Annotated in this window: 21 protein-coding genes and 1 tRNA gene; 11 read left to right on the top strand and 11 right to left on the bottom strand. The window is 57.1% G+C overall.

Features of this window, described 5'->3' with window-relative positions; translation table 11 throughout:
• The first annotated feature begins 23 nt into the window (after window positions 1-23).
• From ACR0M3_RS05020 to ACR0M3_RS05000, 5 genes are all read left to right on the top strand, one after another.
• The gene (locus ACR0M3_RS05020) at window positions 24-1,307 is read left to right on the top strand and encodes an ABC transporter substrate-binding protein (RefSeq protein ID WP_480474335.1); all 1,284 of its coding nucleotides are present in this window, start codon (window positions 24-26) and stop codon (window positions 1,305-1,307) included.
• Window positions 1,308-1,418: 111 nt separating this feature from the next.
• On the top strand, window positions 1,419-2,252 hold the full coding sequence (locus ACR0M3_RS05015) for an ABC transporter ATP-binding protein (RefSeq protein WP_480482435.1): 834 nt from the start codon (window positions 1,419-1,421) through the stop codon (window positions 2,250-2,252).
• A gap of 19 nt (window positions 2,253-2,271) precedes the next feature.
• Window positions 2,272-3,489, top strand: a complete 1,218-nt coding sequence (locus ACR0M3_RS05010; RefSeq protein WP_480909882.1) for a phenylacetate--CoA ligase family protein — start codon at window positions 2,272-2,274, stop codon at window positions 3,487-3,489.
• A 122-nt stretch (window positions 3,490-3,611) separates the two neighbouring features.
• Window positions 3,612-5,276, top strand: coding sequence for an ABC transporter permease (locus tag ACR0M3_RS05005; RefSeq protein WP_480831950.1), 1,665 nt, complete (start codon window positions 3,612-3,614; stop codon window positions 5,274-5,276).
• 73 nt (window positions 5,277-5,349) lie between these two features.
• A complete protein-coding gene (locus ACR0M3_RS05000; RefSeq protein WP_209598949.1) occupies window positions 5,350-5,700 on the top strand; it encodes a DUF2794 domain-containing protein in 351 nt (116 codons plus the stop codon).
• Here the strand turns inward: ACR0M3_RS05000 and ACR0M3_RS04995 are convergent.
• The 3 genes from ACR0M3_RS04995 to ACR0M3_RS04985 form a co-directional block, all read right to left on the bottom strand.
• Window positions 5,697-6,434, bottom strand: coding sequence for a C40 family peptidase (locus ACR0M3_RS04995; protein WP_480482428.1), 738 nt, complete (start codon window positions 6,432-6,434; stop codon window positions 5,697-5,699). The two genes, ACR0M3_RS05000 and ACR0M3_RS04995, sit on opposite strands and share 4 nt — an antisense overlap.
• Window positions 6,431-7,813, bottom strand: coding sequence for a leucyl aminopeptidase family protein (locus tag ACR0M3_RS04990; RefSeq protein WP_480482426.1), 1,383 nt, complete (start codon window positions 7,811-7,813; stop codon window positions 6,431-6,433). The genes ACR0M3_RS04995 and ACR0M3_RS04990 overlap by 4 nt, the downstream gene beginning before the upstream one ends.
• Before the next feature lie 63 nt (window positions 7,814-7,876).
• Entirely contained in the window at window positions 7,877-8,266 is a 390-nt protein-coding gene (locus ACR0M3_RS04985; RefSeq protein WP_267363938.1) for a hypothetical protein, read from the bottom strand.
• A gap of 144 nt (window positions 8,267-8,410) precedes the next feature.
• On the opposite strand from ACR0M3_RS04985, the gene ACR0M3_RS04980 reads away from it, so the two are divergent.
• Window positions 8,411-9,061 (top strand): carbonic anhydrase, encoded by a 651-nt coding sequence (locus ACR0M3_RS04980; protein WP_267363919.1) that lies wholly within the window; start codon window positions 8,411-8,413, stop codon window positions 9,059-9,061.
• Window positions 9,062-9,158: 97 nt separating this feature from the next.
• Window positions 9,159-9,695: an SRPBCC family protein gene (locus ACR0M3_RS04975; protein WP_480482424.1), complete on the top strand. Its 537-nt coding sequence runs from the start codon at window positions 9,159-9,161 to the stop codon at window positions 9,693-9,695.
• A 63-nt stretch (window positions 9,696-9,758) separates the two neighbouring features.
• Here the strand turns inward: ACR0M3_RS04975 and ACR0M3_RS04970 are convergent, their stop codons facing one another.
• The 5 genes from ACR0M3_RS04970 to ACR0M3_RS04950 all read right to left on the bottom strand — a co-directional run bounded on the left by ACR0M3_RS04970 (window position 9,759) and on the right by ACR0M3_RS04950 (window position 15,529).
• Window positions 9,759-10,676 (bottom strand): endonuclease/exonuclease/phosphatase family protein, encoded by a 918-nt coding sequence (locus tag ACR0M3_RS04970; protein ID WP_480773074.1) that lies wholly within the window; start codon window positions 10,674-10,676, stop codon window positions 9,759-9,761.
• A 346-nt stretch (window positions 10,677-11,022) separates the two neighbouring features.
• Entirely contained in the window at window positions 11,023-11,964 is a 942-nt protein-coding gene (locus ACR0M3_RS04965) for a class I SAM-dependent methyltransferase (RefSeq protein WP_480482420.1), read from the bottom strand.
• Window positions 11,965-12,177: 213 nt separating this feature from the next.
• Window positions 12,178-13,200: an aspartate-semialdehyde dehydrogenase gene (locus ACR0M3_RS04960; protein ID WP_267367255.1), complete on the bottom strand. Its 1,023-nt coding sequence runs from the start codon at window positions 13,198-13,200 to the stop codon at window positions 12,178-12,180.
• 103 nt (window positions 13,201-13,303) lie between these two features.
• Window positions 13,304-14,335, bottom strand: coding sequence for a glycosyltransferase family 4 protein (locus ACR0M3_RS04955; protein WP_480909881.1), 1,032 nt, complete (start codon window positions 14,333-14,335; stop codon window positions 13,304-13,306).
• 21 nt (window positions 14,336-14,356) lie between these two features.
• The gene (locus tag ACR0M3_RS04950; RefSeq protein WP_480482416.1) at window positions 14,357-15,529 is read right to left on the bottom strand and encodes an MFS transporter; all 1,173 of its coding nucleotides are present in this window, start codon (window positions 15,527-15,529) and stop codon (window positions 14,357-14,359) included.
• A 139-nt stretch (window positions 15,530-15,668) separates the two neighbouring features.
• Here ACR0M3_RS04950 and ACR0M3_RS04945 point away from each other — a divergent pair, with 139 nt between their 5' ends.
• Window positions 15,669-16,811, top strand: a complete 1,143-nt coding sequence (locus ACR0M3_RS04945) for a DUF3095 domain-containing protein (RefSeq protein ID WP_480909880.1) — start codon at window positions 15,669-15,671, stop codon at window positions 16,809-16,811.
• Window positions 16,812-16,815: 4 nt separating this feature from the next.
• Here the strand turns inward: ACR0M3_RS04945 and ACR0M3_RS04940 are convergent, their stop codons facing one another.
• Window positions 16,816-17,586, bottom strand: a complete 771-nt coding sequence (locus ACR0M3_RS04940) for an HpcH/HpaI aldolase family protein (protein ID WP_480909879.1) — start codon at window positions 17,584-17,586, stop codon at window positions 16,816-16,818.
• A gap of 188 nt (window positions 17,587-17,774) precedes the next feature.
• On the opposite strand from ACR0M3_RS04940, the gene hpaR reads away from it, so the two are divergent.
• Together hpaR and ACR0M3_RS04930 are read left to right on the top strand one after the other, a co-directional pair.
• Window positions 17,775-18,209, top strand: a complete 435-nt coding sequence (gene hpaR, locus ACR0M3_RS04935) for a homoprotocatechuate degradation operon regulator HpaR (protein ID WP_480482410.1) — start codon at window positions 17,775-17,777, stop codon at window positions 18,207-18,209.
• 600 nt (window positions 18,210-18,809) lie between these two features.
• Window positions 18,810-19,508: a fumarylacetoacetate hydrolase family protein gene (locus ACR0M3_RS04930; protein WP_480831938.1), complete on the top strand. Its 699-nt coding sequence runs from the start codon at window positions 18,810-18,812 to the stop codon at window positions 19,506-19,508.
• A 3-nt stretch (window positions 19,509-19,511) separates the two neighbouring features.
• Here the strand turns inward: ACR0M3_RS04930 and ACR0M3_RS04925 are convergent, their stop codons facing one another.
• Window positions 19,512-20,723: a winged helix-turn-helix domain-containing protein gene (locus tag ACR0M3_RS04925; RefSeq protein ID WP_480909878.1), complete on the bottom strand. Its 1,212-nt coding sequence runs from the start codon at window positions 20,721-20,723 to the stop codon at window positions 19,512-19,514.
• Window positions 20,720-21,745, bottom strand: a complete 1,026-nt coding sequence (locus tag ACR0M3_RS04920; RefSeq protein WP_267366879.1) for a LacI family DNA-binding transcriptional regulator — start codon at window positions 21,743-21,745, stop codon at window positions 20,720-20,722. The genes ACR0M3_RS04925 and ACR0M3_RS04920 overlap by 4 nt, the downstream gene beginning before the upstream one ends.
• Window positions 21,746-21,860: 115 nt before the next feature.
• Here ACR0M3_RS04920 and ACR0M3_RS04915 point away from each other — a divergent pair.
• Window positions 21,861-21,937 (top strand) — tRNA-Arg (locus tag ACR0M3_RS04915).
• Window positions 21,938-21,980 lie beyond the last annotated feature (43 nt).

Raw genomic sequence — 21,980 nt, 5'->3', positions numbered from 1 at the left:
TCAATCAAGGGAGGAGACACCCGATGAACAAGAAACTGGCAACCGTGGCGCTGAGCGCCCTGATGGCGGCAGGACCCGCGATGGCGGATCTTGTGTTCCCGTCGCTCAGCTATCGAACCGGGCCCTATGCGGCCGGTGGTATTCCATTCGCGGACGGTTACGCCGACTATTTCACGCTTCTGAACGAGCGGGACGGTGGCATCGGCGGTGTACCAGCAAACGTGATCGAATGCGAAACCGGGTATAACACCGAAAAAGGCGTGGAATGCTATGAATCCACCAAAGGTGAAGGCGCGCTGGTGTATCAGCCGCTGTCGACCGGTATCACCTATCAGCTGATCCCCAAAGTGACCGCAGACGGCATTCCGCTGCACACGATGGGGTATGGCCGGACCTCGGCTGCGAACGGCAAAGTATTCAGCCACGTGTTCAACTATCCGGCCAACTATTGGAACGGTGCGTCCGGTGCGATCAACTATCTGCTGGATGAAAATGGCGGTGACCTGAGCGGCAAGAAGATTGCGCTGGTCTATCACAACTCTGCTTACGGCAAGGAACCGATCCGGACGCTGGAAACTCTGGCTGAAAAGCATGGGTATGAGCTATCCTTGCTGCCGGTAGATCACCCGGGCCAGGAGCAGAAGTCGCAATGGCTGCAAATTCGCCGCGAAAAGCCTGACTATGTCATCATGTGGGGCTGGGGCGTAATGAACCAGGTTGCGGTTCAGGAAGCGGCCAACATCCGTTTCCCGATGGAAAACTTCATCGGTGTCTGGTGGTCTGGCGCGGAATTCGATGTTCAGCCTGCTGGCGAAAAAGCGACCGGTTACAAGGCGCTGACCTTTACCGGCCTTGGCATGGACTATCCTGTCTATGACGACCTGAAAAAGTACGTTGTTGACTCGGGCAAGGCTGCGGGTGCCGGCGATCAGCTGGGTACAGTTCAGTACAACCGTGGTCTTTACGCCGCCATGCTGGCAGCCGAGGCTGTGAAAACGGCGCAGGCGATGCACGGAACCGCTGATATCGACGCGTCGATGATGCGCGACGGCATGGAAGCACTGGAAATGACCAACGCCAAGATGGAAGCGCTTGGCATGTCCGGATTCGGCCCTGAATTCTCGGTCTCCTGCGAAAACCACGGCGGCCCCGGCCTTGTCGGTGTTGTGCAGTGGGATGCGGCGACTGGCGCCTGGAACCCGGTACAGGACTTCAAACCGACAGATGCCGAAGTTATCGGCGCGTTGATCGATGAAGATTCCGGTGCCTACGCAACCGAAAACAGCATCTCGCCACGTTGCGAGTAAGGCATGTTGCGCCACGGATGTGATCCGGGGCGTTCAGACAACCGGAGCGGCGGGTCACCTGCCGCTCCTCACGAACAGCCCCGGAACGGGCAGGCATGAGGAAACGCGCTGATGCTGGATGCGGCACAAACCACTGACGTGCAGGCGGAAACCCTGCTTGAGGTCAATAATATCGAGGTGATCTACAACCACGTGATCCTCGTGTTGAAAGGCGTCAGCCTGAGCGTTCCAAAGGGCGGCATCACAGCGTTGCTGGGCGGCAATGGCGCGGGCAAGACAACCACGCTCAAGGCCGTATCGAACCTGCTGCATTCCGAACGCGGAGAAGTCACCAAAGGTTCGATCAAGTATCGCGGCCAGAACGTGCATGAAAGCGATCCGGCCGATCTGGTTGAAAAGGGTGTCATTCAGGTGATGGAAGGCCGCCATTGTTTCGAGCACCTGACCGTCGAAGAAAACTTGCTGACCGGCGCCTACACCCGCAAAGACGGGGCGGCTGCGGTCCAGCGGGATCTTGAGATGGTTTACGCATATTTTCCCCGGCTCAAGGAACGCCGCCGGTCGCAGGCAGGCTATACTTCGGGTGGGGAACAACAGATGGTTGCCATGGGGCGGGCCTTGATGTCGCGGCCCGAGACGATTTTGCTGGACGAACCCTCAATGGGTCTTGCTCCGCAGCTGGTCGAAGAGATTTTCAGTATCGTGAAGGACCTCAACGAAAAAGAGGGTGTGTCCTTTCTGCTGGCAGAGCAGAACACCAACGTCGCCCTGCGCTTTGCACACTACGGTTACATTCTTGAATCCGGGCGTGTCGTGATGGATGGCCCGGCAGCCGACCTGCGCGAAAACCCGGATGTGAAAGAGTTTTACCTGGGCATGTCCGACGAAGGCCGCAAAAGCTTTCGCGATGTGCGGTCCTATCGTCGTCGCAAAAGGTGGCTGTGAGCGGATGGAGGATATGGCTATGACCTATTTCGACGCACTCGAAACACGCTCGGCAGACGAACGCGCCTCGGACCAGGCCAAGGCACTAGTGGAGCAGATCAAACGCGCGATGTCGGCCCCTGGATTTGCGTCGCATCTGTCAGAATTAGACACTAATAAGATAAAATCAGTTGAAGATTTGCCGACATTGCCGGTTCTGCGGAAATCGGATCTGACCAGAGCACAGGCCAAACGCCCCCCGTTTGGTGGATTTACAGTGAAACCGGCGCGGCATTTCCATCATGTGTTCCAGTCGCCGGGACCGATCTATGAGCCGGGCAGCACTGATCACGACTGGTGGCGCATGGGCCGTTTCCTGAATGCCGCGGGTGTTGGCGCAGGGGACATTGTCCAGAACTGTTTTGGGTATCACCTAACCCCAGCCGGTATGATCTTTGAAAATGGCGCACGGGCTGTCGGCGCGGCTGTTCTGCCCGCAGGAACCGGACAAACCGAGTTGCAGGTGACTGCCGCCCGCGACGTTGGCTGTACGGCCTATGCAGGCACGCCGGATTACCTGAAGGTCATTCTGGACAAAGCCGACGAGATGGGCGTTTCACTGCATTTCTCGAAAGCCGCCGTTGGCGGTGGGGCCTTGTTCCCGTCTCTGCGACAGGAATATGCTGACCGGGGTATCTCGTGCCTGCAATGTTACGCGACAGCGGATCTGGGCAATATTGCTTATGAAAGCGCCGCGATCGACGGGATGATCATCGACGAGCACGTGATTGTCGAGATTGTGACACCTGGAACCGGAACTCCGGTGGCACCGGGTGAGGTGGGTGAGGTCGTGGTGACCTCTCTCAACCCCGATTACCCGCTGATCCGCTTTGCGACGGGCGACCTTTCCGCCGTGATGCCGGGGATTTCCCCCTGCGGTCGCACGAACACCCGGATCAAAGGTTGGATGGGGCGTGCAGATCAGACGACCAAGATCAAAGGTATGTTCGTGCGTCCGGAACAGGTTGCCGCTTTGGTCGACAAGCATGAGGAAATCGTCAAGGCTCGTGTCATCGCCACCCGTCAGGGCGAGATGGATTCGATGACTGTCCAGATCGAAAGCACAGGCGGGGATGATACGGCATATGCCAGATCGGTGGCCGAAGTGCTGAAACTGAAAGGCGCAATCGAAGTCGTGGCCCCCGGCTCGCTGCCCAAAGACGGGTTGGTGATCGAGGATCAGCGCGTCTACGAATAGTGGTGAATAACAGGTCTGCGGCAGTTTGTGCCGCAGATTTGTTGACCGACGCACTGGTGTTTCCGAGCATTTTGGTCGATTAAAGGCGTACCCTAAGCCTTTGCCAATCAAAAGCCGGGATAATGGCCCAGATCGACTATTCAGAAAACGGATCACGCAATCGCGGTGTACGCGGCACACGGCTGTTGGCCGCAGTTGCCTATCTTGTGGCTGCCGCATGCCTGTTGCCCATGGTGGCCGTGGTTCTGGCGGCAGTGACGGGCGGGACAGATACGATCTCGCACCTGATGGAAACGGTGCTGCCCAGCTATACTGTGACGACCCTGATCCTTGTGGTGCTGGTCGCGGCGGGTACGTTCAGTATCGGCACGGGCGCTGCCTGGCTGGTGACGATGACCCGCTTTCCCGGTGTCAGGATCCTTGAGATCGCGCTGGTCTTGCCCTTGGCTTTTCCGGCATATGTGCTTGCCTATGCGTACACCTTTATTCTGGATCATCCGGGTATCGTTCAAAGCACTTTGCGGGATGTAACGGGTTGGGGGCCGCGCGACTATTGGTTCCCTGAAATCCGGTCGACCGGGGGCGCTGCGGTGATGCTGATTCTGGTGCTGTACCCTTATGTCTACCTGCTGGCGAGGGCTGCGTTCCTGCAACAAAGTGCTTCGGCGTTTCTGGCTGCTCGGGCGCTGGGCAACAATCCATGGCTGGCGTTTCGGCGCGTCTCGCTGCCGATGGCGCGCCCGGCAATCGCCGGTGGTGTGTTACTGGCCATCATGGAAACCATCGCCGATTTCGGAACCGTGTCTTATTTCGGTGTGCAGACCTTTGCGACCGGGATTTACACCAGCTGGTTCTCCATGGCCGACCGAGCGGCGGCGGCGCAGCTGGCCTGGTGCCTGCTTGTCTTTGCGCTGATCATGGCTGTGGCCGAGCGCACCCAACGCGGCAAGGCAAAATACTATCAGGCCGGAAAGAAACATGCTGCCCAACCGGCGGAACATCTGACCGGTCTTCGCGCCGTCGCGGCATTCTTGTTATGTACGATACCCGTTATCTTCGGGTTTCTACTGCCCGTTATCATACTGGTCGAGATGGGTTTGGAATCGGAACAGAACCTGCTGTCGCGGCGCTATATCGGTTTCATCCAGAACTCGCTGACCCTTGCTGGCACGGCCGCGGTCGTCACTGTCTTTGCGGCGATCTGTGTCGGGTTCTTTCAACGTCTGAGACCCGGGCGCGCGTCGTCGGCGACGGCCTACATGGCGCGGCTGGGATATGCCGTGCCCGGTGGCGTCATCGCAGTCGGCTTGATTGTACCTTTCGCCAGCTTTGACAACGCGCTGGATGCCTGGATGCGGCAGACATTCGATGTGTCGACTGGGTTGTTGGTTACCGGTTCAATCTGGCTGCTGGTCGCCGCTTATATGGTGCGATTCCTTGCCGCTGCGCTCAGCGCATATGAGGGGGGTCAAAGCACGGTTCATGCCAATATGGATGCCGCGGCCCGGTCGTTGGGGCAAACTCCGCTGGGGACATTGCGGCGCGTTCACCTGCCCATTTTAACGCCGTCGCTGCTGACCGCGCTGTTGATCGTCTTTGTGGACGTGATGAAGGAATTGCCTGCCACCCTGATCATGCGCCCGTTCAACTTCGACACACTGGCCGTACAGGCGTACAGGCTTGCCTCGGATGAGAGGCTTGAGGGCGCCGCCGTGCCGTCGCTGGTCATTCTGGCGGTCGGCCTGCTGCCGGTAATCCTGATCTGCCGTCAGGTTGGTCGACGGTAACACTTGTGTTGTAAAAGCCGGGCAACAGCGCATCAGGCTTGATTCAAACATGATTTCCGGCAAGGCTGGTGGTATGAACATGCAGCCTCCCAACCGGTTTTCGGCAAACGCAGCGCAGATGCCCGTGGCCTTTGACCGGCATGAGATGTCGCAAATCCTGTCCGTTTATGGACGGATGGTCGCCGCTGGAGAGTGGCGAGACTATGGTATCTCAAACCTGCGCGATATGGCAGTGTTCTCGATCTTCCGTCGCACCGCTGAGCACCCGATCTACCGCGTCGAAAAGCACCCGCGCCTGAAGTCCCGGCAGGGGATGTACTCAGTCATAGGTATGGATGGCCGCATCCTGAAACGCGGCCATGATCTGCGCGCGGTACTGCGGGTGCTGGAACGCAAGCTCATCCGGGCCGTAAACCCGGATTAGAGCCTTTTTCGCGCTGTAACAGGCCCGTCGCCCTGATCCTGAATGCGCTGAATCGCCCGGTCCATTGGCTCGTACACAACCGCCATATGGCTGGCGTTCGCATGTAAAATCATGTTGTCGTCCGAAACCCAGGCCACGTGCCCTTTCCAGAACAGTAAATCCCCGCGCTGCGCAGGTGATTCAGCTGACAGGACAGCGCCCAAGGCTTGTTCCTGATCGCCGCTGTCGCCGGGGCACGGAATACCACAGGCCAGCAGCGCGGCCTGAACAAGCCCTGAACAATCGATACCGAACCGGCTGTTGCCGCCCCACAGATAGGGCGTGCCCAGGAACAGCTCGGCCACGGCAACCGGATCACGCGGTTTTTCTGCAATTGGGGCCGTGTGAACCTTTGGGACAAAACCCAACTCGGTCTGCACAAACCGATCCGTTTCGGCAGTCGCATGGATTTTACTTCCGAAACTCAGAGACACGAGATCGCAGCTTTTGATATCGCGGGCCGCGTAGGCATGTGTTGCTGGCGCATTGATCCAATGAGTCGCAGGCATATCCTCGGACAGGTGGTCTGTTTCCAGCCAACCAGCATATCCGTCTTTTTCCGCGACGATCCTGCTCCACCCGCCGTGGTTTTCTTTGACATGAACCGTGTCCCCCAGCAGCAATTGCCGGTCACGCGGCCCGTCAGGGACACGCAACAGGTCGACGACCGGTTTGGATATGCGGTGCTTGGTCATAACCCCAATACCTCCGGTAAGGCCGACAGCACTGCGCGTGTTCCCTGACCCAGACCACCTTTTGTGCGGCCGGGTTCATTACTGGGTTGCCACGCGTAGATGTCAAAATGGATATAGCGGGTGGACCCTACGAACCGGCGCAGAAACAGCGCGGCGGTGATAGACCCGGCAAACCCGCCCGAGGGGGCATTGTCCAGATCGGCAATGCCGGGTTCGATCATCGCCTCGTAGGGTGTGTGAAAGGGCATTCTCCAGACCGGATCAGCAGACGTTTTGGCCGCTTGTGCCAAGGCCACGGCGCAGCTTTCGTCGTCGGTGTAAAACGGTGCCAGATCAGGGCCCACGGCCACGCGCGCCGCACCGGTCAGCGTCGCCATCGAGATCACCAGATCGGGACTCCCTTCATCCGCCAAAGTCAGCGCATCAGCCAGAACCAGACGCCCTTCGGCATCGGTGTTGTTGATTTCAACGGTCAGGCCCTTGCGTGAGGTCAGGATATCACCGGGGCGAAAGGCATTGCCTGATACCGCGTTTTCAACGGCCGGGATCAGAACCTGCAGTTGCAGGGGAAGGTTCAGCGCCATGATCATCCGGGCAAGTCCCAGCACATTGGCCGCGCCGCCCATGTCTTTTTTCATCAGGCCCATGGAAGCGCCCGGTTTCAAATTCAGCCCGCCGGTGTCGAAACATACACCTTTGCCCACTAGTGTCAGTCTGGGGCCACTAGTGCCCCAGTTCAGCTCGATCAGCCGGGGGGCCTGCGCCGCGGCCCGCCCTACCGTGTGAATCATGGGAAAATTCTGATCCAGCAGCGCATGGCCGGTGATCACCTTGCAAGACGCGCCGAACTCATTCGCCAGAACCTCGACCGCTTGCTGTAACTGATCCGGTCCCATGTCCGAAGTGGGCGTGTTGACCAGATCGCGCGTCAGAGCCTCGGCATTTGCCATGGCCTCGATACGGGCGGCGTTGATGCCATCAGGCACAATCAATGCCGCTGACCCTCCGGTCTGGGACGCGTATCGATCAAAAGCATAGGCGGTCATCAGCCAGCCAAGACACTCCATCTCCAATAAATCCGCAGGAATGCCCGAAGCAATGCCGTAGGTGCCTTCCGGCAGGGCCATGGCCGCCGCGGCAAGGGGGAACCGTTTGCGCACACGTTTTTCTTCGGTTCCGTAACCGGCCAGCGCGAATTCAATTGCGCCGTTCGTGGCTGGCACAAGCAGGACCTGCCCCAGCGCACCGGAAAACCCGTTTGCTGCGACCCAGGACTGCACGCGCTCGGGCTGATCCAGAAGCCAGCCGTCCAAATCCGGCTGCGCGATCACATGAAGCGGTACGGAAGGGTCAGAGGATGGGGCGAAGGACAGTGTCATGGGCGCCTCGACAGATTGTTTCTGTGCACAGACTAGCCGCGCATATTCTGCCCGCAACCCCTGTCAGACGGAAAGGTCCTGTTGATCCCAGACGGCTGTCAATGATCGCTCACCAACGCGGATCAGACGTCCCAGCGTTGCACCTGCGGCTACCGCGTCACCGGCATCGACGGCCTGCGCCACGTCCCCTGCAACCCTGGCCAGAACCGTCATCCCGACCTGTTCGGAAATCGCGACCAGGGACCTTGCGCATTTGCGCAGTTCGGCCCATTCGCGCTGACGCCAAAAGCGTTCGCAGTTCGACAGGCGCACTGCCAGTTCTTCGATGGTGCGGCACAGCACATCCAGCGCGTTCTTGTCGCCCAGTTGACGGTAAAGGCCACTTAGTTGATCCGAATCCAGACGGACGGATTCCTTGTGTTCAAGCGTGATTATTTTTTCCACCACATTCACCCTAATTCTGACGCCCCCACGGCGCAGGTTTGATACTGGTGACAAATTCCTTTGCAAAACCTTGCAGAGAAATCGGATAATTGCTCGAATTTTCCTAGAATTCGGTTTAGAGGATCGGTCAGCGACAAGAACGGGGACACCGTAATGGAATTTGCCAAACCTTTGCCGAGCTATCTGGTCACGCGGTATCACGGCTGGAAAGCGACCACATATTCGGAAAACCAGGTCTGGTTCAAGCGGCTGGCAGATGAAGGGCAGCGGCCCCGGGCGATGGTGATTTCCTGCTGCGACAGCCGGGTCCATGTGACCTCGATGTTCGGTGCGGATCAGGGCGATTTCTTTATCCACCGCAATATCGCCAATCTGGTGCCACCCTATGCGCCGGACGGCGATCATCACGGTACCAGCGCAGCAATCGAGTACGCCGTCACTTCTCTCAAGGTTGCGCATCTGATGGTTCTTGGCCATTCGCAATGCGGTGGCGTTCAGGGCTGTATCGACATGTGCAAGGGTCAGGCGCCGCAACTGGATGCAAAAGAAAGCTTTGTCGGCCGCTGGATGGACATTCTGAAGCCAAAATTCGAACTTGTCGCTGATATCGAAGACAGCCTCGAACAAGCCCGACAGCTGGAACGCCAGTCGGTTGTTGCGTCGCTTGAAAACCTGATGACGTTCCCGTTCATCTCGTCAGCGGTCGAACAGGGCACCCTGAGCCTGCACGGGTTGTGGACCGATATCGGCGCTGGCGGGTTAGAGAGTTTCGACCCCATACAGAAGAAATTCGTTCCGGTCTGACGACAGTTCATAGTGAAAAAATGATGCGGAATACGGCTCTGATTCCGGGCCGTTTTTTCGTATGCTCCACACATGACGTTTGATTTTGGAGCTTGCTATGAAGATACTTAAACGAATTCTCGCAGGGCTGTGCCTTCTTGTTTTTCTGTTCGTCGCCGTCTCATACGTGTTGCCCGGCAAGGCGGAAGTGTCCCGCAGCATCACCATCGACGCCCCGGCTGCAGTGATCTTTCCGTTTGTGAATTCCATGCAAGCGACCGAGAAATGGTCACCCTGGCTGTCACGCGATCCGGAGACGAAACTAAGCTACAGTGGCCCCGAGGAAGGTGTCGGTAACAAGTTGAACTGGAGCTCGGATCACGCACAGGTCGGTACGGGGTCGCAGGAAATCGTCGAAAGCGTGGAAAATCAACTGGTCAAAACAGATCTGGACTTTGGGCAGATGGGCACGGCGTCGGCTTCGTTCACTCTGAAACCCGATGGTGACGCAACCAATGTGACTTGGGGGTTCGAATCCGATCTGGGGCTCAACCCCATGTCCCGCTGGATGGGGGTGATGATGGATAAATGGGTTGGCGGCGATTACGAGCGGGGGTTGAATAATCTGAAAGTGCTGATCGAAAATAACACCTAGACCCTTCTTGGGATCGCGACATACGTTCTGGTATGTCCACCAAGGCAGCGGGGGCCTCGCGGATCAATCCAAACGAAACCGCGCGAATTTGCCGAAATGGTCGGATCCCATGAACGGGCGCAGTTCGACTGTTCCGGTTGTTCCCTTCGGGAGCAAAAGGTTGTCGATTGGCAACGGTAGGTGCCAGCTGCCAAGATCATGAGTGTTCAGGACGGCCCCAAAACTCTGGTTGTCTGCTGCCGCCGCTATCCGCCGGACGCTTGCACCCCAAGGAACCATGTTGAAATCCCCGGCTATCAGAACCGGGCCATCCAGATCCGCAATGCGTTCCGCAATGATCCGGCTTTGGGTTGATTGGTCATAAGGAAAAGGCCAGTTCAGGTGGATCGATACGATCCAGACCAAAGACCCGTCCGGGGCTTCGACTTGTATTCCGACAAGACCATAACCTTTCAGGCAGAACCCGGACCCTTCGACAATCGGCAAAGTTGTCAGGATGGCAACGTTTTGTTCGGGACGAAACTCACAGATCACCTTTTCGGGGTAATGCTCGAACAGGTTGCTCATGTATTCACGGTTGTGACTCGAGACTTCCTGCAACGTCACGATCTGAGCATCGGATTCAATGATGTCGTCGGCCAGCGAATACCGGGGCCACGCCCGGCTCATAAGGTTCTTTTGATACAGGGTCAGACACGGACCGTCGCAGTCCTTGGGCGGGGCGGCGAAACTGGTTGCGATTGATCCGACAGCAACGGCGGCAAAGGCCAGGGTGACCAAAGCAAGGTATCTGGCGCGCATATACAGCAGGATCGCGGCACACGGCAAAAGCAGAACGCCGGCTTGTGGGCGGAAAAGCGCAAAGGAATCTCCGACCGCCAGGAATTGCCCGGTAAACCCGATGAGGATAAGCCCAACCAGAATGCCTGTACATCCTAAGATCAGGTATCTTCCAATTCTGCGTTTGGTCGAATTTCCCATGCTCTGCCTCTGATGCCCTGTGCAGGGCACCACCTGTTGTCTGCTCTGTCTCATACGTTGCGTTCAGATCCGTGCTTAGCTGGCAAGCACGCCTGAATTTGTCAACTGGTCGGGGGAATGTTCCGAATTCAGGACCGGTATTTGAACATTTCGTTCGGACTGATGAGCCTAAAGGTTCCACTAGAGAGGTACGGGTGATGAAAGTGGGTCTGTGTAAGTTACCGGAGGTCCGCTTCGAGCCCAGATGCAAGGTTTTGTCGTTCTTGCTTTCTGATTAACGGTTGCCACCCGAGGTGCCGAAAATTCTCGGGTCTATTCAACACAATTTCATTGCGCGTTTCTTAAACTAACGCAGCACTGGCTTTGTAGACTTAGTGATTATCAAGCCTATAGAAGTTGTAACGTACCCCTTCATCAGCAATCGCATGTGCTTGGTGCCAGAGTACTGTCTTGGATCCCCTTTGCGCCTGTCCACGGTTAAATCAAGTGGATCGTCGCCTAAGCGAATATCCAACGGCTCCACTTTGTGTCCTTTGGATTGAAGGCGTTTCACAGCATCTTCAATGTCACGTAGGCGATAGATTGCGGTCTTTCCGCCTTTTGACGTCCGGGTGTTTGATGATAGGTTGAATTCCGTTGTATGCACAGCGACCCCACCGGGACGCAGGCAGTCCATCTGTTTCTCCAAAAAACGAACTCCGAGTTCGAGAGAACCGCAGTGCTCGAAAGAACACGTGGACCAGGTAAAGTCGTACCCTGAGATATCGCTGGGAATATCGTTCATATCAATGGGGCGAAATTTGACGCTCTTCTTAAATAATTCCTTTGAGCAGATCTCAGAGAAAAGTAAATCTTCGACTGATGCGCTCCATTGGCCAGTTGTCTCCCAACCTTCATTACCCTTGTTGTTGTCAGCCAGATCACTCGCTAGAACTTCGCAGCCCTTCGCTGCGAGGTAGGCAGGGATTCTTTCCTTACCAACTGCGAAACCCAAGCCCTTGATTCCGGGCTGGAGTAGGTCGCGTTCGCGCAAAGCTTGTAAAATGAAAGCCAGCTCCCAATACTTGCGATGGTGAGTATGAGGAAGATTGAGTTCTTCAATGCAGGCGGCAAACTCATTCGAGTTTAGGCGTCCTGTTCGAGCGATTTCTGAACCTAACGGGCCTTGGCTCAATGGGCTATTAGATGAGACGTAGCTTACTTTTGGGTCGCGCTCGAAATTTTCGATACGGATTTTGGGAGTTGGACGTAAGATTGCTTCTAGCTTATCGAAAAAGGCTCGAGCCACGGCGGTTCACCATTTAATTAACCGAGATAGTGTTTTAGTAAGTCCAACGCTTTATCGGATCAGAAAAGTTGAATATTGTAGTTTGAATATATTATCAACATTCCAAATGCTTGATGCACAAAGCCAGTCTTGTTCCGCAAGTTTGGCTTTCTAAAAAGAAACCCGCTGATCAAACAGCGGGTTTCTTTTTTAGTTTTTGCAAAGGCTGGATTGTCAGCCCTTTTTCAGGACCTCACGGCCCAGCAGTTCGGCGATCTGAACCGCGTTCAGGGCGGCACCCTTGCGCAGGTTGTCGCTGACGCACCACAGGTTCAGACCGTTTTCGATAGTCGAATCCTGGCGGATGCGGCTGATGAATGTGGCAAAGTCGCCTGCGCATTCGATGGGCGAGACGTAGCCACCCGCTTCGCGCTTGTCGATCACCATGATGCCCGGCGCTTCGCGCAGGATATCGCGGGCTTCGTCTTCGTCCAGAAACTCTTCGAACTCGATATTCACGGCTTCGGAATGGCCGACGAAGACCGGAACGCGGACGCAGGTTGCAGTGACCTTGATCGAAGGATCGACGATCTTCTTGGTCTCGACAACCATCTTCCACTCTTCCTTGGTCGAGCCGTCTTCCATGAAGACGTCGATCTGCGGAATGACGTTGAAGGCGATCTGTTTCTGGAACTTCTTCGGGGCGACCTCGGTGGTAGGGTTGTAGACGGCCTTGGTTTGATCCCAAAGCTCATCCATGCCCTCTTTGCCGGCACCCGAAACTGACTGATAGGTCGACACAACAACGCGCTTGATCTTGGCGCGGTCATGCAGCGGCTTCAGCGCGACAACCATCTGCGCTGTCGAGCAGTTGGGGTTGGCGATGATGTTCTTGTTCTTGTAGTCGTGGATCGCCTGCGGGTTACATTCCGGCACGATCAGCGGAATGTCCGGGTCATAGCGATAGAGCGACGAGTTGTCGATCACCACACAACCCGCCGCAGCTGCCTTGGGGGCGTAGACTTTGGTCGCCTCGGAACCCACGGCAAACAGCGCCATGTCCCAGCCGGTGAAATCAAACGTGTCCAGATCTTTGGTCGTAAGGGTCTTGTCGCCAAAGCTTACTTCGGTACCCAGCGAGCGACGGCTTGCCAGGGCGGCAAGTTCATCAACCGGGAACTGGCGTTCAGCCAGAATGTTCAGCATTTCGCGGCCCACGTTGCCCGTGGCGCCGACGACTACGACGCGATAGCCCATTTCATGTCTCCAAAGTTAAGGACGCGCGTTCATAGCCGCGTTGCGGCGAAGAAAAAAGGGCTATCAGCGGGGTTTTCAACGACTGATGCTGAATTCAAGCGGTTCAATCGTTCAAAAGTCGTTCATATAGCGCAACCAGCGTCTTTGCTTCGCCCTGAATGTCAAAATTCTGCTCGACATGGGTGCGGGATGCCTGACCCGCTTGTGACAGGGAATCATTGCATTTCAACATCTGGGCAATCGCCTCGACCAAGGCGGGAACATCATCGGGGGTCACCACCTTGCCAAAGGATGGATCAGTAATGATCTCGGAGAACGCACCGACATCTGTGGCTACAACCGGAACTGCGCAGGCCATTGCTTCAAGAGGGGTCAAACCAAATCCCTCCCACCTTTGTGGCGCAACAAACAGGTCCAGAACCTGATACCATTCAGCAATCTGATCTACGGTCACCTCGGGCTTGAAAAGGATGCGATCCGACAAGCCAGCCTTTGCGACCTTATCCTTCAGTTCGGCCAGAAATGCGGTGTGTTTCTCGGTTGCCCGGCCCATGACGATGCCTGACACTGTGTCGAACCGCCCGCACACGTCAATCATGGCGTCGACAAAGGCATCCGTGCCTTTTTGGTGTCGAATACGGCCGTAACACCCTAACAGTACCCCATCCGGCAGCCCCAGCCGAGCACGGACGGTGACCTTGTCTGAAGGCGGAACGAAGTCTTCTAGGTTGATGCCATGCATCACCACCTGCGAGTCTCGCTCAAGATACCCTGCGGTTTTGCGCGAGGTTGCAACGACCGCATCCATCTTTCCGATCAGCCATTTGGTATAGCCTGTGTGCGGCCTTTGGGACGCGCTTGTGAACAGCATTTTGAGCTTTAACCGGAACACATCGCGCAGGATGAGCCCCAGCAACATCTCGGTGTTGCGGCGTGCGTGCCAGACCCGCCTTTTACGACGCGACAGGAAAGGCAGTCGACCCAGCGGGATGTGCGGCGTGTCGGCGGGCAGACCCGGTCCAGTGGCGGCGATGTCGATCCATTGCGCCTGCAGCGGAACCAGCCGTGCGATGGTCGCTGTTACGCCCGAAAGTCTACGTTTTAGATTTGGGGCTATGACAATGGGGTCTTTCAACAGGCTCTCCTGATGGCTGCGTCAATCCACACTATCCCGGCTGAATAGATAGATCACGCAACCAATGGCAAGGGTGACCGCAAAAAACCCGAATATTGCGGTGTAGGGTGCCGTTGATCCGTCTTGCACGGTGGCTGCGTGAATACGTCCGGTGACGAATTGAGCAATGCCAACGCCGCCGATGCCGAAAAGATTCAGCAATGTCACACCACGCCCCACCAGATGCGGAGGCACAAAGGCCCGACCATGGGCCATGATGACCGGAAAGCTGGCACCGGTAAAGCCGATTACGGCCATCAGCAGGACAGACAGCCATGTTGCATCCTCGATCCACAAGCAGAGCAAGCCCAACGCAGCTGCGCCCAGTGCGTTGCCAGCGAAAACCACCCATTTCCGGGTACCAAAAACGCGGTCCAGCGGTCCGTAGACAAAAGTGCCCGCAATCATAGCCGCACCCATGATCAGCGTTGCAGTGCCGATCTGAGTGGCACTTAAGCCAAAGACATCGTTCAGGTAAGGCCCGGCCCAAAGCCCTCGCAGCGCAGCAGAGGGGGCGTAAGCAACCAGCATCAGGGGCAGGATCAGCCACAGGGCAGGCTCCTTCAGCAGATCCAGCAGGGATCCCTTGTGTTCTGTTTCGACCTTCGCCGGGTCGTGAACAGTCAGCCACAGGCCCAATGCGATTGCGGCGGACACTGTGGCCAGCCCGACCATCGTTGCGCGCCACCCCATCCATTCCACGGCAAGCGCGGTTGGATAAGAAGCCACCAGATTTCCAACGGACCCTGCGCCCAACATCACGGCGGCCAATGTGGCAAACCGCGCCGGGGGGTATTCACGCGCAAAGATATAGTAGGAGGCCATTAGGACCGGAGAGCACCCGACACCGATCAGGCCCATGGCTATGCTGATGTGCAGGGGCGTTGTTGCGGCTGCAAAAACCGCCGCTCCACCTGCCCCGCCCACCAGAAGCAGCGCGGCGGACGTGAGGCGGGGACCAATCCTGTCCAGCGCCCATCCGACCGGGATCTGCATGACGGCGAATACAATAAACCAAAGACCGGAAGCAAAGGCCAAATCTTCGGGCATGGCACTGATATCACGTTCCAGATCCAGGCTGAGAACCGCAAGGAAAGCGCGGAAAAATTGGCTGAGCACATAGCCCAGGCATAAAACCACCAAACCTGCCTGCATCTTCAGCCCTTTCCTGCTCGTCCGAGGAAAATGCTTGGCACGCCGTGATGCAACGCACAAGCCTGTGTATTATGTTTCAAAGTCAGGACATGGCTCGCCTTCCGGCTATCTTTGTCAAAACATTGATTCCGAGGGGAGCATGAAAGACCTCCAGTCTGCATTTTACGAAAACCTTCCCTTGCAGCGCGATTTTACCCGTCTGTCAGACCCTGCGCAGTTTTCAAAACTGCCCGATGATTGGGTTCTGGGTGTTGCTGACATTGTCGATTCAACAGGCGAAATCGCGCGGGGCCGGTACAAGACCGTCAATACTGTGGGCGCTGCGGTAATTTCGGCCATGATCAATGCAATGGACGGCGCGCTGTTTCCATATGTCTTTGGCGGCGATGGGGCGGGGTTTGCTGTCCCGCCCGGAAAAGCTGAAACCGCCCGGACTACGCTGGCGGATTTGCGGCGCTGGGCGGATGAAGAGTTCTCCATGCCATTACGGGCGGCGCTGGTATCGGTGGCTGATATTCGCAAAGCGGGTATGGATCTGCGTGTTGCGCGCTATGCACCCTCTGCCGGAGTGGATTACGCCATGTTTTCCGGCGGCGGTCTGGCCTGGGCCGAGGCCGGGATGAAAGCCGGGCAAAATATGGTCACACCCGCAGTACCAGGTGCACAGCCGGATCTGACAGGCCTGTCTTGCAGGTGGTCCAACAGCCCGGCCCGTCACGGTCAAATCGTTTCACTGGTCGTACAGCCCACACCATCAGCAACCGAACGGGACTTTGCCGATCTTGCGCAATCCGTCTTGTCTGCGTCGGAAGCGCTTGAGCGTGCAGGCCATCCGGTGTCGGAAAAGGGTCCGCCCATGACATGGCCTCCGCCTGGCCTTGACATCGACGCACATGTGTCGCGCAACGGGCGTCATGTGATTTTGCACAAACTCGTTCTACTGGTTCAGAACCTGTTGATCGCGGTATTATTCAAAACTGGCCTGCGGATGGGACGCTTTGAGCCGGACCATTACAGACATATGGTCAGCAGCAATGCCGATTACCGAAAGTTTGATGACGGGCTGAAAATGACGCTCGACTGCGATCCGGACACATTGCGCCAAATCGAACACCTGCTTGAAGAGGCGCGTCGCCGCGGGAAAATCAGATACGGTTTGCACGCACAGGACGAGGCGATGATGACATGTATCGTCCCCTCGGCCACACGGGATGACCATGTGCATTTTGTTGATGGAGCCTCGGGCGGCTATGCGCAGGCCGCTGCGGCCATGCGCACTTGAATGTCTAGGAAGGTTTCCATTGCGCGGCCAGCGCGCGTGCCGCCTGTGCCAGCAGCATCACATCAATGCCGACCGCCAGAAATTGGGCGCCCATGTCCAGATAGGCCTGACGCGCTTCGTTATTGGTGGCAAGGATGCCCGGCGCTTTGCCTGCGGCCTTGATCCGGGCCAGGGCGTCCGCGATGACCGCACGCACCTCGGGTGCGGCGCTGTTGCCCTTGTACCCCATGTCGGTTGACAGATCAGCGGGGCCAATGAAAACGCCATCCACACCTTCGACTTGAAGAATGTCATCCAACGCGGCCACTCCGGCGCGGGTTTCCACCTGCAACAACAGGCAGATTTCCTGATCTGCGGTCTGGATATAGTCGCTTGTCGACCCATACATCGTGGCGCGCGATGCCGCTGCGCCAACACCCCGCACCCCGTCCGGTGGATAACGGCAGGCACGGACCAGATCCTGCGCCTGCGCGGCGCTTTCGACAATCGGAACCAGTACTGTTTGGGCACCAGCATCCAGAACCATCTTGATCAGCCAGGTCTCTCCAACAGGGACCCGAACAACGGGATGAGATGCGCTACCGGCCAAAGCTGTCAGTTGATCCCGGATCGAGCGGATCTCATTTGGCGCATGTTCACCATCGATCACCAGCCAATCGAAACCCGCGGTTCCCATGATCTCGGCGGTGACGGATTCAGCAAAGCTCATCCAGCAACCAATCTGATGTTCGCCCTTTATTAGAGCCTGTTTGAACATATTCTTTGGGGCTGACATGTTGAAACCTCATATTTGAGCCGGAGCAGGTGAGAAGGACATGAAATGGACCTCGGTCGCATCATCAACGGTCGTTCCTAATTGTCCAGCCTGAAATCGGCCCGCATAACGTGCGAATACGGGAGTGGGCGCTGCTGCTGCGTGTCGGGTTGCTTGCTTATATCCCGGATTTCGGTGATAATTTTCTTATGACCGACGATCTCCCTCTGACGTCGCGATCTTTGCCCATTGCGCTTTTGCGGGCGCGGGAAAAGGTTATGGGACCCATTCGAGCAATGCTGGCTGACGCTGGTGTCACGGAACAGCAGTGGCGGGTGTTGCGGGTGTTGAATGAAGAAGGCCCGCAAGAGCCGACCCACATCGCCGATCGCGCCTGCCTGTTGCTGCCAAGCCTGACGCGCATTCTGCAAAAGCTGGAGAACCGCGGACTGATCACGCGGCGCAGCCATCCGGCAGACCGACGACGTCAGGTTGTTGAGATCAGCACAAAAGGGGTTCAGATCATTCGTGCCAATCTGGCTGCAAGCACGGCCCAGGCGGAACGTATTCGATCTCAGCTTGGACCGGACAAGCATGAGTTACTGCTGGATCTGCTGAACGAGTTGAAGGACCTCGAATCCTGATCATTGGCACTGCATGAGATGTCTTCGGCAGTGACCCCGCCGGAAACTGTAGGGGGAGTCTCCGACGGGGCGGCCAGACCCGGACTGGTCGTTGGTGCCTGGCCCAAGACCGGTTACGTCAAACCTGACGGTCCGGCCTGTGCTTCGGAGTATATGAAAAGCCTGTGATGTGGCTCTGAACAGGGTCTTTCGGCCCTTGGGGGAGGGGCCTTGCACCTATATTCTCCGAAACTGATTTAGGCTTAGCCGACCGGTAAATGGGTCAGCCTATGGTTTGCCGACGTCACTTTGGTGGAATGCTTTACCAAAGCTGCTGTTCTGAATTTTGACGCCGCACCGAAATCGGCACGGGCCTGACTACCTGAGGATTTAGCCCGGCTTTTGACTGAGCCAAGAGTTGTTTCGACCTGTTTGTGTACTGGTGAGACCATAAAAACTGATGAAACCAATTTTTGACACGGCGTCAGTCATTCAGGTCAGAATTGAGCCGTTTCACGCTGAAACACCTCCTCGAGATTGGCGAAATACAGCGTGTTTTCCGGGCTTGCTGGCGGGTTTGGCAGACGTAATATGGAAGTTACGCAACCTTCAGGGATTATCATGCCAAACAGCCTGTTTTCGCTTCCGGACCCGATCACCATCCCCGTTGTCGGCGCGGCGGCCGGATATCCCATTGGACGGATCTTCTGTGTCGGTCGAAATTATGCTGCCCATGCCGCAGAAATGGGGAATGAGGTGGATCGCGAGGCACCTTTCTACTTCACCAAATCCGCCCCGAACGCCGTACTCTCGGGTGCGACGGTTCCTTATCCTGCCGGGACCCAGAATTACCATCATGAGATGGAATTGGCATTGGCCATTGGAAAGCCCGTGTTTCGCGCCACCAGTGCGCAGGCGTGGGAAGCCGTTTATGCCTATGGCTGCGCCCTGGATATGACGCGCCGTGATCTGCAAATCCGCGAGCGCAACAAGCAGCGGCCCTGGGATCTGGGAAAGGACGTCGAAAACGGAGCGGTCTTTGCCCCGTTGACGCCAGCTGCCGACTGGATCCCGGAGGATGACAAACGCATTCAGCTAAGCGTAAACGGAGAGTTGCGCCAGAACGCGACCCTGGAGGAGCTGATCTGGAAGATCGACGAGATTGTCATGCACCTGTCCGGCTTTTACCGCCTGCGCCCCGGTGACCTGATCCTGACCGGTACACCGGCTGGTGTTGGCCCAGTCGTTGCAGGGGATGTTCTGACAGGTGAGATTGATGGGCTGGAGCCGGTCAAGTTGACTCTGTCAGACGCAGAATAGACCCTAAATAGGTTCTTTCAGCCAGTCCTTGGCGAACGTTACATGTTCCACACCAGCAAGTCGCCGCACCCGGTCCAGCTCGGCGTTCAGGCGTCGGGTACGGGCATCTGACCAGCGCAACCCGCGCTCGGGCCAGAGCGCTTTGACGTGCAGCAGATCACGATCGCGGTGGGCTTTCATATCGATACGGCCAATCATACGGTCGCCTTCGAGCATCGGAAAAACGTAGTATCCATAAGTTCGTTTGGCCTCGGGGACGAAAACCTCGATGCGGTAGTGAAAGCCGAACAGCCGCTCGGCCCGGTTGCGGTCTCGCAGCATGGGATCAAACGGGCTGAGCACGCGAATGCGGCCTGGTGGTTGCACTAGTTCGGTCGTCAGGTCTGGGCGGGCGTATGTCTTGCGCAAGCGCCCATCGGCACAGGTAACCTCGATTTCTTCAATGTCGCCACTTTCCAGCGCCGCTGCGCACCAGTCTTTTGCCTCAGCCGCGCTGACGGTGTCCCAGAAAGCCGCCAACTCTCCGGATGTTGCAAATCCCAGCCGGTCCAGTGCGGCGTTGCACAGCCAATCCACGGTCCCCTCGGCATCACAGGGCGTGCTGCCGGGGCAGAGATGTGTTTCAATCACGCGCTCTGTCAGATCATAGCGTTTCTGGAAGCCATCCCGGCCAACCACGGTCAGGGCACCCGAGCGCCACAGATACTCCAACGCGGTTTTCGATGGGTGCCAGTCCCACCACCCGCCCGAGCCCTTCTTTTCATCCTTGCCAACATCCGATGACGACACCGCCCCATGGTCGCGGATGTGTTGCAGGACAGTGTCAAACTGCTGTTCGAACCCATCCCGCCGCCAGTTCTTCCACCGCGCCTTCAACATATCGGCATCCCGCTGAAAGCGCAGATGCCAATGCTGATAGAACTCCATCGGAATGACCGCCGCATCGTGCGTCCAATGCTCGAATAGCGCATTGTCCCTTTCATAGAGCCTTTTCAGGTTGGCGCTGCGATAGGCGGGCCTGCGCGAGAACAGGATCATGTCATGTGCTCGGGCAACGGTGTTGATGCTGTCAAGCTGAACAAACCCAAGCCGTTGGATCAGATCCAGAAGCGCGACACCTTTGGCCGAACCCGAGGGTTGTTCGCCCAAAGCGTGGCGGTCCATGAAGATCGCCCGTGCCGCCCGATTGTCGAGCCTTTTCAGGGGTGTGTTCATCGCCGTTTCAGCGTGTCACCATAACTGATCGTGGGGGTCAGAGTAACGCGTGTCTCGATCTCGGTATCAGGATTTTCCAGACGTTCGGCGATGATCTGGGCGGCTTGACGGCCGATTTCCAGACGACAGGCGTCCATCGTCGCGAGTTTTCGGGGCAAGCCTTGCAAAAGCTCGACATTGTTAAACCCGGCCAGGCCGATCTGTCCCGGAATATCGATACCCTGTTCCAGCAGGTACAGCAGGCCACCGGCCCCGATCATATCGTTCGAGTAATACAGAAAATCCAGCTCGGGTGAGCGTTCCAGCATGGCCTGGGTCATCTCGCGCCCTTTGGCCAGGGCCGATCCGCCGGAATAGAACTCGCGATCCTCTATCTCGATCCCGTGCTTGCCAAGAACTTCGGTAAAGCCTTCGAACCGCTTCCGTGCGCGGTGATCCAGTGGCATCTTGGTACCCATGAAACCGATATGCTGATACCCGGCCTTCAGGATTGCCTGCGCCATCTCGCGCCCCGCGCGGCGGTGTGAGATCCCCACCATCGCATCCACCGGCTTGCCATCCGTGTCCATGATCTCGACCACCGGAATACCCGCCGAATCCAGCATGGCGCGCGCGGCTTCGGTATGTTCAAGCCCCGCAATGATCACACCAGAGGGCCGCCACGAGAGCATCTCGTACAGCACTTTTTCCTCTTTCTCAGGCAGATAATCGGTTACCCCGACCACGGGCTGCAATTCGGTGTCTTCCAACACCTGGTTGATGCCTGTCATCACCTCGGGGAAGACCATGTTCGAAAGCGAAGGGATGATCACCGCGATCAGATTAACCCGGCTGGACGCCAATGCGCCCGCGATCTTGTTGGGGACATAGCCAAGCTCTTTGGCGGCGGCCAGAACGCGGGTGCGGGTGGCGTCAGACACATCCCCCCGGTTACGCAGAACCCGGCTTACCGTCATCTCGGATACTCCGGAAGCCTCGGACACATCACGAAGGGTAAGCGGGCGTTTGGTTTCACTGTTCACGGGAGGCACCTGCGTTGTTGTTTTGTCCGATGGTAGCGTGAACAGGTCGGTGTGTACAACAATTGTGCAAAGGCGATGACAACCCGGAAAATCCCGGTTACAGAGAGCCTGGCACGGCCCCGTGGCTCAACTGGATAGAGCAGCCCCCTCCTAAGGGGCAGGTTGCAGGTTCGAATCCTGCCGGGGTCACCAAAAATACAGGATAATATATCGGATACCGGGATTCAGCGGCCAG

The sequence above is a fragment of the Ruegeria sp. O5 genome (genome assembly GCF_056535105.1).
This window is presented reverse-complemented; position numbering and strand designations above follow the sequence as displayed.